The sequence below is a fragment of the Desulforamulus hydrothermalis Lam5 = DSM 18033 genome (genome assembly GCF_000315365.1).
Taxonomy (GTDB): Bacteria; Bacillota; Desulfotomaculia; order Desulfotomaculales; family Desulfotomaculaceae; genus Desulfotomaculum; species Desulfotomaculum hydrothermale.
In genome coordinates, this window is record NZ_CAOS01000016.1 from 1 (window position 1) to 17,094 (window position 17,094).

Genomic DNA, 17,094 nt, shown 5'->3' on the forward strand with positions numbered 1-17,094 from the left:
GGGGATCTATGTCTGACAAGTTAACAAAATCTACAATATTGATACTGCGAGTATTTTCGTCAGGCAAATGTTCAAAATCCTCTTCCTTCAACACAACATATTTGCCTTTTTCATACTCGTAACCTTTAACAATTTCTTCATTAGCCACTTCACAATCACAATAAGGACAATAACGCCGGTACTGTATGGGCGTCTTGCATTTTTCATGCAAATAATTAAATTTCACGCTTTTTCTCTCGGTGGCAGCATACATTTTTACCGGCACATAAACCAAACCAAAGCTTACCGCACCTTTCCACAGGGGTCTCATATTTTTCACTCCAGTGTTTTTGATGTAGTATGCCCCGGACAGCTTTTCTTAAAAGCCACAAAAAAAGTAGTTCCTGCATCTGATGTTTCCACCGTAATCTTAGCCCGGTGCCGTTCGGCAATGCTGTAACAAATGGCCAGCCCGAGCCCGGTACCGTTATCTTTAGTGGTAAAAAAGGGGGTACCTAGTTTCTCCAATATGCCGGCGGCAATGCCCTTGCCTTGATCCTGCACCGCCATCACAACCTGGGCATCCTTAAAAAAAGTGGAAATTGTCAAGGTACTGTTGGGCGGCATGGCTTCCAGGCCGTTTTTCACCAGGTTAAGTATCAGCTGCCGTATTTCTTTTTCGTCCACTAACAAATTAGGCAGTTCAGACAGCTGCAGCCGGATGGCTTTATTGTCTTTTACCGCCTCTGCTTGTAACAAGGGAAGTAAAGCCAGAATGATCTCATTAAGGTCTTTTTCACTCTGCCGGTTGACTTTATTGCGAGCCAGCGAGAAAAATTCCGTAATTATGGAATTGGCCCGATCCAGCTCGTCAATCATCAGGTTAAAGTAATCTTTAAAGGAGCCGGTTTCCGGTTTGCCCTGCAGCAGTTGCAACAGCCCCCGCACCGTAGTTAAGGGATTCCTCACTTCATGGCCCAGCGTAGCAGCCATTTCACCAATCAAATTAAGCCGGTCAAGGCGGGCCATTTCTTGCTCAAACCGTTTCTTTTCCGTTATATCAAAACCCAATTCCAGCACCAGGGGAGTGCCGTCATAGTCCGTAAAGGGATATGCATATAAATCATAAATCCGGCCGTTCTTTTGACAGTACCATTCCCACCGGTAAGGCCGGCGGGTTGTAAAAACACTGTATGTAACACAAAATTCGCATGGTTCCGAACGGTTTTCAAAAACCTGATAACATTTTTGGCCGCCGGCATCACCAAAATTATGCCTCACATAATCATTGGCGTACACAATCGAATAGTTTTTATCCATTAGATGCACGACAAAGGGCAGCGAATCAAAGAAAGAGAATATTCGCCGACGCTCACCCTGTAACGCCCGTTGATACTGTTTGTGCTGTGAAATATCTTTTATAAAGGCATAAAAAAACCGACAGTCTTCCTGCTCCCGGGCCCGCTGCACAAAAATTTCCACCGGTACCCGGGTGCCGTTTTTGTGCAGGTATTCCTTTTCATAACACAAAGGAAATCCTGCTTCTGTCAGTTGAGCCAATTTTTCCATATTCTTTTGAAACCAGTCATCCGGTGTCAGGTCCACCCAGGAAAGTTTTAATAATTCTTCTTTGGTATAACCCAGCAGATCGCAAAATGCCTGGTTGCAAGCCACGATGGTACCGTCAGCACAACCTGCCGCAAAGGGCTGATTAGAATAGTCAATAATATTGGCCAAATGGTAAACAAATTCCTTTGCCCGCTCGTTTGCTTGCACTGTTTCTCTGATAGCATATTCTTTCATGTTTTTCACCCTCGGAACCGTGGTATTCATCAGTTCGCAGACCAAGGCCGCTGTGTTTCCCGGCCGCTTGTCTGAATTCCTCATTGCTAATAATATATCATAAAAATTTGCTGTTATTATAAACAGAAATAATAATTGTCTCAATTTTTATTCTTTTTCGTCTACGAACTGTTTATTGTAAAAAAAGCTTAAGCCGGTAGCTCGATTCAGCTTAAGCCGTAAACAACCTTTATCATTTAACTAAAGAAACCTGCGGCTGCCCTTGTCGCCGTCATAGCTGAACAAAGCCGGTTTGTTATCAATCTTTGTTTCCAAATGAACCGGCCGGTTCCACAGTTGATAAACATGAACCAATGTCTTCTCCAAATATTTTATGTCCAGTTCCCTGTCCTCAAAGGCATGGCGGAGATATAATTCTCCCCTTTTTCCGTAATCCCCGTCTTCCACCATAATTACCGGAAAACCGCAGTTGGTCATACTGCTAACCAGGTGATCCCGTACCTTTTCCCAGTTTTTTTCGACTATTTTCCAGTCATGACCGATTTTACGGTACAGGTAAAGATCCAATTCTTCCACTAATTCCCTGGTCAGGTAATTGCGCAGAAAAGATATATCGTTATCCAGCTCCCTCACTTCAAAAATTTTTTCCCGCCCGGCGCCCGCACCGCCTTCTTGATCCCACCGTTTCTCAATATCTTCAAAAATTTTTAAACCAACATGGTACGGGTTAATCCTGTGACGGGACGGTAAAACAACAGCCGCATGCATCTTGGCAAATTCAATGGCCTCTGACTCAGTTAATTCCATTTCCCGCATAATTCTCAAGTGCCAGTAAGTGGCCCAACCTTCGTTCATAATCTTGGTCTGCATCTGGGGCCAGAAATAAAACATTTCATCCCGCAGGGTGGAAATGATATCCCGCTGCCACTCTGCCAGGTCTTTGGCATTTTCCATGATGAACAACATGAGATCCTTTTCCGGTTGCTCCGGCAATTTGCTGTGTTTGGCGGTACATCCACCCCGGCAATTACAGGCGTGCTGCGGTTTTTCCAAATCCCACAGGTCATCATAGGGGGTAGCCGGGGTAGCGTTGTTATGACCGCAACATTTGACCGCCCGGTGGCCGGTTTTTTTCTTATCTTTAATTATTTTATGAGGGTCGATGTGTTCTTGCACAGCCATTACCGCATCCACAAAGGTCTCCACTTTTTCCTGGCCGTAGATCATTTCGTATTTGCGAAACCGGTCAGCCGCCACGGCCATGGACTCAATAATATCCCGGGGATTGGTATGACTAAAATACACATTGTTTTTAAAAAAATCACAGTGAGCCAGCACATGAGCCGCCACCATTTTGTTTTGAATGATGGTATTGCCTTCCAACAGAAAAGCATAACAGGGGTCGGAGTTAATCACCATTTCATAAATCCTGCTCAAGTTGTAGTCATACTGGGTTTTCATTCTATGATATGACTTGCCGAAGGACCAGTGGGTGTACCGGGTAGGCATGCCGTATGCGCCAAAGGTATAAATAATTTCCCCCGGGCATATTTCAAAACGCATGGGATAGAAATCCAACTTAAATTGTTTGGCAATGTCTATCATTTGGGGAATTGCTTCCGCCAGTTGCTGTAATTCTTGGGTAACCGGGTCATTCATTTAATCTGCCCTCCCCCTGCTCTGTTTTTTTAAAAAATGCCTTGAGGGCAGGATAAACGCCTGTTTTATCCCGTATCGAAACGCTTACAAAACGTGAATGGGTAATCCGCTTGTAGTAAGAATTTAAGGTGCTGGTATAGTAATAGGGCCCCTCAATTTCGCCATAACCTACCAGATTGCATTTTAAGAGCAGTTGATCAATTAAACGGATACATTTTTCATTATCACTGGTGAGATTGTCACCATCCGAAAAGTGAAAGGCATAAATATTGTAATCTTCTTGCGGGTAACGTGTATTGATAATCTCCAGCGCCAGCTGATATACAGAAGAACAGCGTGTGCCGCCGCTTTCTCCCTTGGTAAAAAACTCTTCCTCGGTAACTTCCTTAGCTTCGGTGTGGTGAGCCAAAAAAACTATTTCCACGTTTTCGTACTTTGTTCTTAAAAACCTGACCATCCAGAAGAAAAAACTCCTGGCAATGTATTTTTCAAAGGGTCCCATGGAACCGGAGGTATCCATCATAGCCAATACCACCGCGCTGGATTCAAACTTGGGAACTACCTCCCAGGTTTTATAGCGTAAATCCTCCGGTGTGATGCCGTGCAGTCCGGGGGTGCCATGCAAGGCATTTCGCTTCAATACTTCCAGAATGGTTCTTTTCCGGTCGATGTTACTTTGCAACCCATACCGTCTCACATCTTTAAATTCCAGTGATTGTGAGGCCAGTTTTTTATTCTTTTTCTCCTGCAGGTTAGGCAGGCTTAATTCTTCAAAGACAATTTGTTCAATTTCTTCAATGGTTACGTCTGCTTCGTAATAGTCCTGGCCGGGATCTTCGCCTGCGCCGGGGCCCTGACCGGGAGCTTGCTGGGAATCCGAACCGATGACATCCCCCACTTTGCTTTTGCCGTCTCCCTGCCCGGCGTGTTTTTGTTTGCGGCTGTCGTAGCGAAACCGGTACTGTTCCAGTGAACGAATCGGTATTTTAACTACCCGGCGCCCGTCTGACATAATAATGGCTTCTTCACTGACGATATCTGCCAGGTTTTTTTTAATTGCTTCACGTACTTTTTCCCGGTGGCGGTGCTGGTCAACTTCACCTTTGCGATGCAGCGACCAGTCTTCCCGCGTAATGATAAATTGATAAGTCACAGCCATCACCCCTAGCGGCTTAACAAACTGCCCACATATTTTAACAGCTCATTGGCACAGACCGGGCAATAACCATGTTCGGCAATCAGCCGGGCACTGACTTCATTTATTCTTTTCAGCTGCTCGCCATCCGGCGTTTTGCTGGAGGTGGTGATTTTCACCACATCTTTTAAGTCGGCAAATAACTTTTTCTCAATGGCTTCTCTTAACCTTTCATGGCTGTTATAATTAAATTTTTTATTTTTTCTGGCATAACTGGATAAACGAATTAAAATTTCTTCTCGGAAAGCCTTTTTAGCGTTTTCTGAAACGCCAATTTGTTCTTCAACAGAACGCATCAGCTTTTCATCCGGATCCAGTTCTTCATCGGTAATGGGATCTTTTACCTTAACTCCGTTGCAGTATGCTTCCACATTATCCAGGTAGTTGTTAAACAACACCCGGGCAGATTCTTCAAAGGAATAAACAAAGGCCTTTTGTACTTCTTTTTTAGCCATTTCATCATATTCTTTCCGGGCAATGGAGATGAAATTTAATAATCTTTCCCTTTCTTCCGGGGTAATAGAAGGATGCTGGTCTAAGCCGTCTTTAATGGCCCGCAGCACATCCAGCGGGTTGATACACTGGGTATTGGTGCGGATTAAAGCCGAGGAAAGCCGGTTTATCACATAGCGCGGATCTACCCCGCTCATGCCTTCATCCACCGCCTCGTTTTGCAGCTCCTTAAGGTCCTTTTGTTTAAAACCTTCCACATCTTCCCCGTCATAAAGTTTCATTTTCTTCACGATATCCATTCCCTGTTTTTTAGACTCCTTCAGGCGGGATAATACCGAAAATATACTGGCTACCCGAAGGGCATGGGGGGCTATGTGGATATTGCTTAAATCACTCTGGCGAATCAGTTTTTCGTAAATTTTTACTTCATCCGAAACACGCAGGTTATAAGGAATTTTCATCACAATAATGCGGGATTGCAGGGCTTCGTTTTTCTTGTTGCTGATAAAGGCGCGGTATTCATTTTCGTTGGTGTGAGCGATAATCATTTCATCAGCATAGATCAGGGCAAAACGCCCGGCCTTAAAATTACCTTCCTGAGACAGGGACAGCAGGTTCCAGAGAAACTTTTCATCACACTTTAACATTTCCTGGAATTCCATCAAACCTCGGTTGGAAATATTTAATTCCCCGTCAAAACGGTATGCTCGCGGATCGGATTCCGAACCATATTCGGCAATGGTGGAAAAATCTATACTGCCGGTTAGTTCGGAAATATCTTGAGATTTAGGATCGGACGGAGTAAACGTGCCAATCCCCACCCGGTTTTCTTCTGACAAGAAAATTCTTTCTACCCGAAAATTTTCAATTTTGCCGGCATACTCCGTTTCCAACCTCATGCGACAGGACGGGCAAAGCTCACCTTCAATGTATACGCCGTATTCTTTCATAAAAGCTTCGCGTAATTCTTTGGGAATCAAATGCAAGGGCTCTTCGTGCATGGGGCACCCTTTAATGCCGTAAAGTGCTCCTTTTTCGGTTCGGCTGTACTGTTCCAACCCTCTTTTAAGCATGGCCACCAGGGTAGATTTTCCTCCACTGACCGGTCCCATCAGTAAAAGAATACGCTTGCGGACATCCAGACGCCGCGCGGCCGGGTGAAAATATTCTTCCACCAGTTTTTCCAACGGTTTGTTCAGGCCAAATATTTCTTTAGAAAAAAACTTATATTCCTTGCCTGTATCTGTTTCTTCCACGCCGGCATCCTTAATCATGTTGTATATTCTTGCATGGGCTAACTGGGTAACATAGGGTTTCTGTTTAACAATGTCAAGATATTCCTGAAAGGAACCTTCCCAGGCCAAGCTGTTCTCCATTGAACGATAATCTTCCAAACGTTTCAGAAAATCCACTCTTTTATCACTCCTTTGGCAATCGGTTCAGCAGGCCAAAACTTACTATAATGATGTATATGCCCCCGGTTCTGTAAAAAGACGGTTTGTACGAAAGGTCACAGCTTTCTGTTTCTTCCTTAGGGGTTAAGGTTATGTCTATTTTATTCGCAAAAGTATTAAAGGTGCCAAGAACAACACAGAATAAATGCGCCCCGGGTAACCCGGGCGCAAAATAAAAACACCGCCGTTAAGGCAGTGCTTGAAATTTCTTTAAAAACACCTGGCAGGAAGCGATTAATGCTTAGTTTGATCTTGTTCAGGCTGTTCTTGTTCCTCAGCAATTTGAGTGATAATCAAATTTTTCCCTTCTAACAGTGAGTGGTCAATATTTAAAGAAGGTACCAACCGGTAAAAAACTTCCTCGCCTTCAATCCAGGTAATCAGGTATTGCATTAAACCACCCCCCGTATCATGTATACAGTATTATCTTTGGTGAATATTGTATCAAATTAGTGGGTGGCTGACAATGCTTATTAGTTAATAAATATAATTTTCCCAAACAAATATTTATAACAGCCGGGATACCATTGCTTGAACCGCCGCTTCCTCCAACCGGTTATCTAAGGCTGTTAATTCGGCAGGCAGACCACGCCGCTGCAGGGCCAGGCTGATAAAATAATCCGTTAGCCGGTAGTTTTTGGGCAACAGGGGGCCATGCAGGTAGGTGCCAAAAACGTTTTGATACCTTACCCCTTCCAGGCCGTCCTGGCCATTGTTGCCAAAACCAGCCAGTACCTTGCCCAGCGGTTCTAAGTTGCCGACAAAGGTTTGGCCTGAGTGGTTTTCAAACCCTACCACCTGTACCGGCTCACCGTTAATATTCACTTCAATCACCACGTTGCCGATCATCCGTTGCCGGCCCGCCTTGGTATATAAATCCAGGATACCCAACCCAGGAATTTTCTGCCCCTGGTGGGTAAGGTAATACTGCCCCAACATTTGATAACCGCCGCAGATGGCCAGTACCACCAGGCCGTCTGCAACAGCCTCCTGCAGAGCCTCTTTGCGTTTTATCAGGTCAGCTGACATCAGGCTTTGTTCACGGTCAGAACCGCCGCCTAAAAATAAAAAATCTATCTCATTAAAGTTTACCGGTTGCCCCACGTTAATTTCCAATACTTCTACGGGTATGCCGCGCCAGCGACAGCGTTGAACAAAAGCAATCACATTACCCCGGTCACCATAAAGGTTTAATAAATCAGGATAAAGGTGACAAACTTTCAGCATGCAAATCCTCCTTCACTGCCAAACCGCATAGTACCTTCTGGGTTGGCCAGAGGGCTGTATAAGTGGTATAAAGGTAGGTTGTTTCGCCGGGACCAGCCAGCACTTCATTGATGGCCGCTGCTAACTCCTTGGTTACAGTAATTTTTTGCAAATCCACGCCGGCATATTTTAAACGGAGGGCCATCTCTTCTCCACGCAGTCCGGAACAAACAAATATTTCAATATCGTTCTGGTAAGCAGCCAAATATTCAAAATCAACGTCCCAAAGCCAGGAAATATCTCTGCCGTCTGCATCATTATCGTTAACAGCCATGAAAACATTCTTGCTGCCCGGTATATTTACCAAGGCGGCAATACCTTCGTTAAAGCCGGTGGGATTTTTCACCAGGTTAAGCAGGACCGGTTTGCCATTATGGCGGAAGGTTTCCATCCTGCCGATGGCGGGTTTGTAGCGAAGCAGCCCCTGAAGAATCAGCCGGGTTTCAATATTCATTAAATAGCCTACAGTAAAGGCCGCCAGGGCGTTATACAGGTTGTAATAACCCTGTGTACGAACGCTCATTGCCGTTTCGCCGCCAGAATATCTTACCAGGCAGCTCAGGCCGGTATTTCCGGTTGTTACCTTAATGCCCTCCACCTGAGGGGTCGGTCGTTGAAAACCACAGTGGGGACAACTATAAGTACCCAGCTGACTGTATTGGTAGGTCCGGTAATGCAGTTCGCAGCCGCAGCGGGGACAAAACCGTGCTTCCCTGGTTTGCCTGGTACCGGTATCCGTTCTTTGGTTGGCTGCTAAGCCAAAAAAACTGGCCTTGTGGCCGGTAGTGACCGACAACTGTGCCACCAGGGGGTCGTCAGCATTTAAAACAAGATGAACCTGCGGTAAACTTTGCAGGGCATCACTTACCAACTTGACTGTTTTATCTAACTCACCGTAACGATCCAGCTGATCCCGGAAAAAATTATTAACAACCACAAGCTGGGGCTGCACTTCCTTAACAACCTTGGGCAGCGAAGCCTCGTCCACTTCCAGCAGGGCATAATCGCACTTTACCCGTCCCAACCAATCAGCATGTCTAATAAAAGCAGCGGTAACACCGGTAATCAAATTAGCTCCTTCCCGGTTAATAACCAGTGAAAAACCGCAGCTTTTCATTATTGAGGCGATCATGTTGTTGGTAGTAGTTTTACCGTTGGTACCGGTTACCATAATAATACCCCGGCAAACTTGTCCGGCCAGCTCAGTTAAAACATTTGGATAAATTTTACGGGCTACCACACCGGGCAAAGATGAACCCCTTCCTCCAAAGCGACGGCTGATAAAGGAAGCCAGCTTGGCAGCCAGTACGGCGATAATTAACCTAATGTTCATGCCTATACTCCTGTTTTGCATATCTTTTTTAGTTTTCCCCGGACCGGTCAAAGACAAACTCAACGTTTATGGTTCCAGCTGTCTTGACTGTATTTATCAATATATAAAGTATGGGCTATCTTTTTCTCCCCGGGGGTAAGCTCCTCAGCCACAAGTTCAATACCTAAACCTTCTGCCAAACCATCCTTAAAAGCTTTTTCAATGTATGTCATCGGCGGCACAGATTCCATTAATTGAGCCAGCCCGGCGGCCTTGTCGTGCAAGCGGCGGCAGGCGTATTCTTTTACAGCCGGTGAAGGAAAACGTAAATACCGGCAAATTTCTGCCGCCTCGAAAATTATCGGAATTGAACCATGCTGCAATATGCTGCCGTGTTTTCGGGTCTGAGCACTGCCGATAACCTTCTTGCCCTCAACGGTTATCTCATACCAGGAGGGCGCATCAAAACAAGCCGCGCTGCTGCTCCGGGACTTTTGCACTGTGCCTGCCACTACTTGGCCGTTCAGTCCTAAATTTTTTAACCCGGCTAACAGCCCCCGGCTAATGGCCTGGTATGACGATAATACACCGCCCGGTACATGGGGATCGTTTTCAGTGGTGACCAAACTGTAGGTAAGTTCCTGGCTGTGCAGCACAGCACGGCCGCCGGTCAGCCTGCGTACGCAGTCTATACCGGCTGCCCGACAGGCTGCCAGGTCCACCTCTAGATTAATTTTTTGAAAGTAACCTATGGTTACAGCCGGCGGGCACCACTGATAAAAGCGTATGGTAGGCGGCACCCTGCCTTCACTTTGACAAATAAGTATGGCTTCATCCACCGCCATGTTCATGGCGGCATCAGCAACTCCTGTATTAACAAATCGCCACTTGGTAATAATACTGCACCCTTCTCTCTTGATTAACTGATAAAATTAACACTACCTTTCTTCCCTGGTGATTATAACGCCGGATTACCTAACCGTCAATAAAGATTATTCTAAGTTGCAGCGGCTGTTGATAAGCGCATATAATTAGAGTGAGGTGATCCCATGTCCACTCCCGGATTAATCATTGCCATCATCTTTTTTACAGCCGGTATGGCAGGTATCTTTGTGCCGGTTTTGCCTGGCGCTCCCTTATTGCTGATAGGCATGTTAATTTATGGTTTTTTTGATCACTTTTCGCATCTTACCTGGCATTTTTACCTGGGTCAAGTAATTTTGACGGGTGCTGTTTTGGGTGTTGATTACCTGGCCGGTATCTGGGGGGTAAAAAGATATGGCGGCTCCAGAGCGGCCGTATGGGGGTCCCTGATAGGCACCTGCGGCGGCTTGCTGGTAATGGGTCCCCTGGGTATTCTGCTGGGACCTTTCCTGGGGGCAGTTGCCGGTGATTGGCTGGCCCGCCGGGATATGCGGCAGGCCTGGCGGGCAGGCCTGGGTACACTGGTAGGTTTTTTGGGCGGTGCCTTTTCCAAATTAATTATCCAAACCCTGATGATAATCTGGTTCTTTTCTGCCATACGCTAGAGTCAGTGTAATATTTTACCCGCCCTGGTCAGGGCGGGTAAGAGTGTAAACAATTCTTGACGGTGGTTATGGGCCGGCTCCTACGTCCCAGGGATCCTGCCCCCATGACTTATTTCCCTCGTCAAATACTGGCGCCGGTGCTTCGATAATTCTGGCAGGGGATCATATAACCATCTTGAACTTTGTTTTGCAATCTTTTACCCTGCAGGGCAGGAAAGAGATATAAGATAATTACGAAGCTGCCTTAGACTGTAAATGACCGGGGTGTTGCTTTTATTCTGCCGCTGCTTCCTGAGCTGCTTCTTTATATGGCACAGGCGTACCGATTTGCCGGCTGTCATCCAACACCCAAATTCCGTCAATATCCCTGGCAAAACCCAGCTCATCCTGGGCACAAATCATTCCGTTACTTAAAACCCCTCTTAATTTTCCCCGTTTAATTTTTTTACCGCCGGGCAACTTAGCCCCGTGCAGTGCCACAGGCACCTTTAAACCGGCAGCCACATTTTTTGCTCCGCAAACTATTTGCAGCAGTTCATCCTGCCCTACATTTACCATGCAAACGGTAAGTTTTTCAGCATCAGGATGCCTTTCCGCAGAGATTATTTGTCCCACAATGATTTTATCACTGGTTTGAAGACCTTCTGTTGTTTTGCTTTCAGTCACGATGTTTGTTCCCTCCAATAAATGATTTCTAAAAGGTAATTATATAGGTAAAAACATTTCTGCTCAAGTCTTTGCTAACTCAGGGTTTGGCTGACTGCCAGTCAAACCTGGTACAATATATTATCAAAACAAAAAGCCCACCTAAGTGGACTTTTTAAGGTTGTGTGTAGGCAAGAGTTAAACCGCAACCTCAGCAGTTACTAACCCCCACCGTTGTTGTATTCATTATACCGAAAACTTGTTAAAGGTCAATATGTTTGTATTATTTTATCTTAGTTCTTTTTTTCACAGGCACTTGTCTTAATGCTTCAATTTTCTTAATTAATACATTTTTTTACACGTTTCTTGCAGGCGGCAATTAATAAGGCGGTTCATAACTAGCAGTGGCTGCTGATTGACCGACTTTTTCTTCACGCAAGATTTCTCTGATATCCCGTTCCCTTTCCAACCACAGGGGGCGACACATTTGCTCAATTCGCGATACCGTCCGCTCCCCAATTAATTCGGTTAAATCCCCTGCCAGGAAAAGATTTGTTGTAATAACAGTGGGAAGTTCGTGGTTTAAGCGGTAATTAATAATGTTATAAATTTTATTTCTGGTCCACTCAGTGTAACTGTGCGCCCCTAAATCATCCATAATTAACAGGGGAACTTCGCAGGCCGCTTCCACCAGACTGTATTCTGTGAACTGACTGGTGTTGCTGTAACTGGCTTTTATTTTTTCCAACAGGTCAGGAACCACTACAAACAGCACCGCCTGATCAGAGTGCCGTAAAACGTAATTGGCAATACAGCAGGCCAGATATGTTTTACCGGAGCCTACCGGCCCCTGAATTAACAATCCTTCTCTAGCTTCCCCCCTGACAAAATCCCTGGCAAATTCTTGGGCATATTGATAAGTTCTTTGAGCAATTTCCAAGTAGGTGCGCTTTGACAGAGGTTCTTTAATAGTAGGCGAATAATACTTAAAATTAAAATTATTAAATGAATGATTTAACATAGCCCGGGGAATTTGACAATTTTTAAATTTAATTTCTAAGGCTTTACGTTTAACACAAGAGCAAGGAACTGCGTATTCTCCTTCCAGATAAATGCCGCGATCATTACATAATTGGCAGGTTGCTTTTTTTATAGGTTGAGTAACCTTGACGGCACTCTTAATTTGATTTTTTAATTTGACTAAAGCACTCTCAGGGTCAAAAAATTCCATTTTGCTACCTCCAAAACTACCGTTTAAAACAGTTTATCAGAACAGGACAATTTTTTTAACCTTCTCTTTTTGATTAACATTATACTTAATTATAGGCAATTTTAGTTTTGACTTAAAGCACCTGTTCTTACAACAGTGTAAGTTTGAATAACCACCACGAACCAATCTGCTAAATACCCTTAACTTTATTTTACAAGAAAAGTCTTATTATGCTTTCTTATGGTTTTCAAAACCGTCTATAATGACTATAATGAGACATAGTATGACTTAAGGGGTATCAGCATGCTTGCTTCTTGGATTTGGAGTTTAGTTACATTATTTTTTTTACTGGGCATAAAATTATACCGTCCCCCTAAAAGCACACTGCCATCCTTACTGATGGCCTGGTCCTGCTGTCTGCTTATAATTTCTTTGGTGCTTTTTTTAGACGGTTTAATATCAGGAACCACTGTATTGCCCTGGGAACCAACAGTTCTGGCCGGAGGCGTGTTTGTTTTTTGTCTCCCTTTGTACAGCAGGTACCTGCAGCTTAATAGCAGGAAAAAGAAAAACAAATGCTCTAAAGCCCGTGCAAGTTAATAATTTTGATGGGGGTGCTCGCTTGACTGAGATCGATGTTCAATTAACATGTCCTGATTGTGATCATACTTTTTCCCTTAAGCCGGAACATATCTTAGAAATGGATTTAATCGCTTGTCCTGGTTGCGGTTGTCCGCTGCCGGAAGAAGAATTGCGTTATTTAAAAATTGCCATTGATTACATGAAGGAAAGAAAAACCCATTAATTAAAAGCTATGGCCGTTGTTAACAGTCATGCTCATTTTCAAACAACGGCAATTTTTACTCGCCATACAAGGAGGTTTTTCTATGGAAAAACACCTGGTCGACAGCCATATCCATGTTACGATGCTGCCTTATGAAGGTCTGCAAGCAATGGCCGAGGGGGGTATCAGAAAGGTTATAACTTGTTCTATTGTCCTGGCTGCCCAGCACGCAGAGAGTTATTTCGACCATTACCGCTTGATTACCGGTTTTTATCGAAAAAATGCTGCTTCTCTGGGAATCCAACTGTTCAGCACAATCGGTATTCATCCGGCCGGGATTCCTCACGACTGGCCACGCCTAATCCAAGCCCTGCCGGATTTTCTTCAAACAGACGGTGTGGTAGGCTTGGGCGAAGTAGGCATGAACCAAGGTTCTCAGCTGGAACAGGACGTTCTTAAAGCACAGCTGGAAATCGCCAGGGATTACCGGAAGCCCATCATTGTTCATATTCCTTTTGAAAACAGGCTAAATATAACAGAGCTTACTCTTAATTTGGCTGCTCAGGTGGGAATTCCCGCGCATCTGCTGGTTATCGACCACGCCAATCTCGACATTATAGATCAAATTCGCCAGTTTGGCGCCATTCCGGCCATTACTGTACGCCCCAGAAATGTTACCCTGGAAGTGTTGTCGGATAACATTGAACAATTTGCCAACGGCATGCTTAACAGTGACTTTAGCAACCTTTTTCCCAATGATCCTACCGGTGTAATTAAAGCTTTTCACCATCTGCAAAAGCAGGGTATCGATCAGCGCCTGATAGACAATCTCACCGGCCAAAAGGCAGAATCCGTCTTTGGTATTTAATCTGTAAAAAACCGCTTACGTTAGACAAGTGCACCACAAAAGATGATTAAATCCATTGGTTTTACCTTTATCTTCAGGCCGGGCAATATTTATAGCAGTTTCTCCTATGTTTTTGCTTATGACAAGTTATAAAAAAGATACAAGAGGCTGATCCTTGGTTTTAACCGCTTTGGGATCAGCCTCCTGCTTTAACAAAAATTCTTCAACTATGCTTCATTTTGATAACCGGTTTTTTGCTTGGAAAACAAACCCAATACGGCCATTACTACAGCCGGTAATACCCAACCGAGACCCTGTTCTTGCAAAGGCAGCAAACCTACCAGCTTGCTTATACCGGAGGCCTGAACGCCTAACTTGTCAGCCAGGGTGACCAGCAAATTAGCCAGCACAGCCAGGACGGTACCGACGGTGGTAGTTATATAGACTGACCGTTTGCCGTTAAATATATTGTCAAACAGGGCCAGTAAAACTAACACTATAATAATTGGGTAGACATTAACCAGCAGGGGTACAGATATTGCCAATATCTTGGCCAATCCCATATTGGCCAGCAAGAAACTAAGCAAGGTGGTGATAATGCATACAATATTATAACTAATGCGATACCCGCTTAAGCGGCTAAAGAAATTGCCACTGCTGGCTACCAATCCGATGGATGTTGTTAAACAAGCCAAGGTAATAGCCAGGGCAAGCACAACCTTGCCTGTTATGCCCAGTAAAGACTCTGTAATGTAGGCCAACATTTGCCCCGGATTACTGCCCGTAAAGGTACTGCCGGTGGTGGCGCCAATATAAGCCAGCCCAATGTACAAGGACGACAGTCCCACCGCCGCAATAATACCGGCCCAAACAGTTACTCTGGCAATTTCCTTATTATCTTTGATCCCTTTTAATCTTATGGCATTTACAATAACCATGCCAAAAATAACCGAAGCAAGGGCGTCCATGGTATTATATCCTTGCAGAAATCCCTCAACAAAAGGCATGCTATACTGCCCCGGCTGACTGCCCGCTAAAGGATTGATAACCCCTTTAATTATGATTATTGCTAAAAAAACTACTAATAAAGGTGTAAGTATTTTTCCAACCTCGTCAACCAACTTGTTGGGACGCAGTACAAAGGTTAAAGTAATTAGAAAATATATAAAGGATGTTATCACCAGACCCCAGGATAATACTGACGGATCAGTCGTATTCAAAAAAGGAACCACCGCAACCTCATAAGTGGTGGCAGCTGTCCTTGGTATAGCCAGCAACGGGCCTATACAAAGCACCACAATGGTGGTGATGATTTTACTAAAGGTTGGATGTACACGGTTGGCCAAATATTCCAAATCACCGCCGGCTTTGGCCACCGCTGTAATACCCAGCAAAGGTAATCCTACACCTGTTACAATAAATCCTAACACAGCCGGCCAAAGCGCATGGCCCGCTTGTTGGCCAAGCATAGGCGGGAATATCAGGTTACCTGCCCCTAAAAACATGGCTAATAAAGCCGAGCCGGTGATTAATATCTGTTTTTTTGTCAATTTCATATCTTAACCCCTTTTCTGCTTAAAAAGTTTCCTGACACAAAATCTAATTTATCATTTCAAACAGCAATATGTCAAATCAATATGTCTAATTTCCGAACAGTTATTTATACATTATATTCGCGTAACTAAAGATTTTTCTTATTTGCAAATATTTTAGGGATTTGGACACTGTCAAAAAGTGACTAAAAAAATAACATCAGGTTTTTCATGTTGATTGGAACAAAATCTTATTTTACCACTGAAATAAGTTATCTGACAGCAAAGACATTAAGGAGTTAAGGCCACTTCCTTAATTAAAATTAAAACCCCCAGCTTGCGGCAACTGCGGCTTGTGCCGTTTTGGGCAACAAAAAAGTGATCTCCCAAGTGTGGCTTTGGAGATCACTTTCTTAATATATAAACTTACTCTGGCGGCGACCTACTCTCCCAGGGGCGTGAGCCCCAAGTACCATCGGCCCTGGAGGGCTTAACTGCTGTGTTCGGGATGGGAACAGGTGTACCCCCTCCGGTATCGCCACCAGAAACTTATTTACTTAACTCAGAAGCCTATCGCTCCCTCAAAACTAAACAGCCTTGCATCGCTCTCTTAGGTCAAGACCTCGATCTATTAGTACCGGTCGGCTCAACACATTGCTGTGCTTACACCCCCCCCCCCCTGACTAGTCGACGCGTGGCCAACCATTCCTGTTGGCAGTGGGAAACCTGATCCAGAAGGGGGCTTCCTGCTTAGATGCTTCCAGCACTTTACCCCGTCCGGGAATTAGTTACCCAGGGCCTACCGTTGGGCCAAATACCGGGTACAACCAGCGGTCCGTCCATCCCGGGCCCCTCGGAAAAAGGAACACTTCTTCCTAAAGTGTCCTGCGCCCTGAAACGAAGAAGGACCCAAATGTCCTAACGATCTTTAGTCCCCCACACACCGACGCCTTGAAAGGGCAAAAAAATACAACACTCTTGGGACCCTACTCCTACCCCCACAACGCGAATGAATCGAAATTCAAAGGTGAAAAGACTCCCCATCCAAGAGGGAATCCTTGGGAGGAAATACAACCGGGGATACCCCATGGTTAACTTTTTTCTCCGTTTAACTGCAGGCTTTCTCCCTCCTCTATCCCCTCCCTAACTCACTAACCCACACTTTATCGCGCCAGGCATCGGAATTTGGCTTGAGCGGATGGTAGGACGTTCCTCCCTCTCTGCCTATGTATAACACATCGATTACATGTGTAATTCTTCTGCCTCCGTTCTCTACGTGGAACTAACTTTTTTTGGCTGATTCCTCTCTCTCTCATTCATATTTTTGTTGACATGATTGACGCCGCCCCCCCTCCATAACCCTTATTATCTGTTTGTATCCACCCTGCTTCGCTATTCGCACCTTTGGTCTGTGCTCCCACGTTTT

15 protein-coding genes, 1 rRNA gene and 1 other annotated feature are annotated in these 17,094 nt (G+C 44.8%); of the genes, 3 read left to right on the top strand and 13 right to left on the bottom strand.

Translation table 11 applies throughout. The features are described 5' to 3' along the window. From DESHY_RS13215 to DESHY_RS13250, 9 genes are all read right to left on the bottom strand, one after another. Positions 1-310: Ku protein (locus DESHY_RS13215; RefSeq protein ID WP_048818179.1), on the bottom strand; the 310-nt coding region annotated here is incomplete at its 3' end. Between the two features lie 5 nt (positions 311-315). Beyond that, on the bottom strand, positions 316-1,782 hold the full coding sequence (locus DESHY_RS13365) for a PAS domain S-box protein (RefSeq protein ID WP_008413497.1): 1,467 nt from the start codon (positions 1,780-1,782) through the stop codon (positions 316-318). A gap of 240 nt (positions 1,783-2,022) precedes the next feature. Further along, positions 2,023-3,441: a SpoVR family protein gene (locus DESHY_RS13225; protein WP_008413499.1), complete on the bottom strand. Its 1,419-nt coding sequence runs from the start codon at positions 3,439-3,441 to the stop codon at positions 2,023-2,025. Beyond that, positions 3,434-4,600 carry a sporulation protein YhbH gene (gene yhbH, locus DESHY_RS13230; RefSeq protein ID WP_048818180.1) on the bottom strand — a complete coding sequence of 389 codons (1,167 nt, stop codon included), beginning with the start codon at positions 4,598-4,600 and terminating at the stop codon, positions 3,434-3,436. The genes DESHY_RS13225 and yhbH overlap by 8 nt, the downstream gene beginning before the upstream one ends. A gap of 5 nt (positions 4,601-4,605) precedes the next feature. Continuing rightward, positions 4,606-6,501, bottom strand: a complete 1,896-nt coding sequence (locus DESHY_RS13235; RefSeq protein WP_008413502.1) for a PrkA family serine protein kinase — start codon at positions 6,499-6,501, stop codon at positions 4,606-4,608. 276 nt (positions 6,502-6,777) lie between these two features. Beyond that, complete coding sequence (locus DESHY_RS14345) at positions 6,778-6,936, bottom strand: hypothetical protein (protein ID WP_008413504.1); 159 nt, start codon at positions 6,934-6,936, stop codon at positions 6,778-6,780. Positions 6,937-7,050: 114 nt separating this feature from the next. Further along, positions 7,051-7,770 (bottom strand): type 1 glutamine amidotransferase, encoded by a 720-nt coding sequence (locus DESHY_RS13240; RefSeq protein WP_008413506.1) that lies wholly within the window; start codon positions 7,768-7,770, stop codon positions 7,051-7,053. Further along, positions 7,742-9,142, bottom strand: a complete 1,401-nt coding sequence (locus DESHY_RS13245) for a MurT ligase domain-containing protein (protein ID WP_008413509.1) — start codon at positions 9,140-9,142, stop codon at positions 7,742-7,744. The genes DESHY_RS13240 and DESHY_RS13245 overlap by 29 nt, the downstream gene beginning before the upstream one ends. Positions 9,143-9,201: 59 nt before the next feature. Beyond that, positions 9,202-9,972 (bottom strand): lipoate--protein ligase family protein, encoded by a 771-nt coding sequence (locus DESHY_RS13250; RefSeq protein WP_008413510.1) that lies wholly within the window; start codon positions 9,970-9,972, stop codon positions 9,202-9,204. Positions 9,973-10,170: 198 nt separating this feature from the next. On the opposite strand from DESHY_RS13250, the gene DESHY_RS13255 reads away from it, so the two are divergent. Further along, the gene (locus tag DESHY_RS13255; protein ID WP_008413511.1) at positions 10,171-10,650 is read left to right on the top strand and encodes a DUF456 domain-containing protein; all 480 of its coding nucleotides are present in this window, start codon (positions 10,171-10,173) and stop codon (positions 10,648-10,650) included. A gap of 273 nt (positions 10,651-10,923) precedes the next feature. Here the strand turns inward: DESHY_RS13255 and ytpR are convergent, their stop codons facing one another. Both ytpR and DESHY_RS13265 read right to left on the bottom strand, forming a co-directional pair. Next, entirely contained in the window at positions 10,924-11,316 is a 393-nt protein-coding gene (gene ytpR / locus DESHY_RS13260) for a YtpR family tRNA-binding protein (protein WP_008413512.1), read from the bottom strand. 358 nt (positions 11,317-11,674) lie between these two features. Next, positions 11,675-12,526, bottom strand: a complete 852-nt coding sequence (locus DESHY_RS13265; protein ID WP_008413513.1) for an ATP-binding protein — start codon at positions 12,524-12,526, stop codon at positions 11,675-11,677. 601 nt (positions 12,527-13,127) lie between these two features. Here DESHY_RS13265 and DESHY_RS13275 point away from each other — a divergent pair. Next, positions 13,128-13,310 (top strand): hypothetical protein, encoded by a 183-nt coding sequence (locus tag DESHY_RS13275; RefSeq protein WP_048818181.1) that lies wholly within the window; start codon positions 13,128-13,130, stop codon positions 13,308-13,310. Between the two features lie 82 nt (positions 13,311-13,392). After that, entirely contained in the window at positions 13,393-14,157 is a 765-nt protein-coding gene (locus DESHY_RS13280; protein WP_008413516.1) for a TatD family hydrolase, read from the top strand. Between the two features lie 206 nt (positions 14,158-14,363). Here the strand turns inward: DESHY_RS13280 and brnQ are convergent, their stop codons facing one another. Together brnQ and rrf are read right to left on the bottom strand one after the other, a co-directional pair. Then, entirely contained in the window at positions 14,364-15,692 is a 1,329-nt protein-coding gene (gene brnQ, locus DESHY_RS13285) for a branched-chain amino acid transport system II carrier protein (protein WP_008413517.1), read from the bottom strand. 405 nt (positions 15,693-16,097) lie between these two features. Next, positions 16,098-16,214 (bottom strand): 5S ribosomal RNA (rrf, locus tag DESHY_RS13290). Positions 16,215-16,291: 77 nt separating this feature from the next. Then, positions 16,292-16,558: a sequence feature (23S ribosomal RNA rRNA prediction is too short), on the bottom strand. Positions 16,559-17,094: the final 536 nt, after the last annotated feature.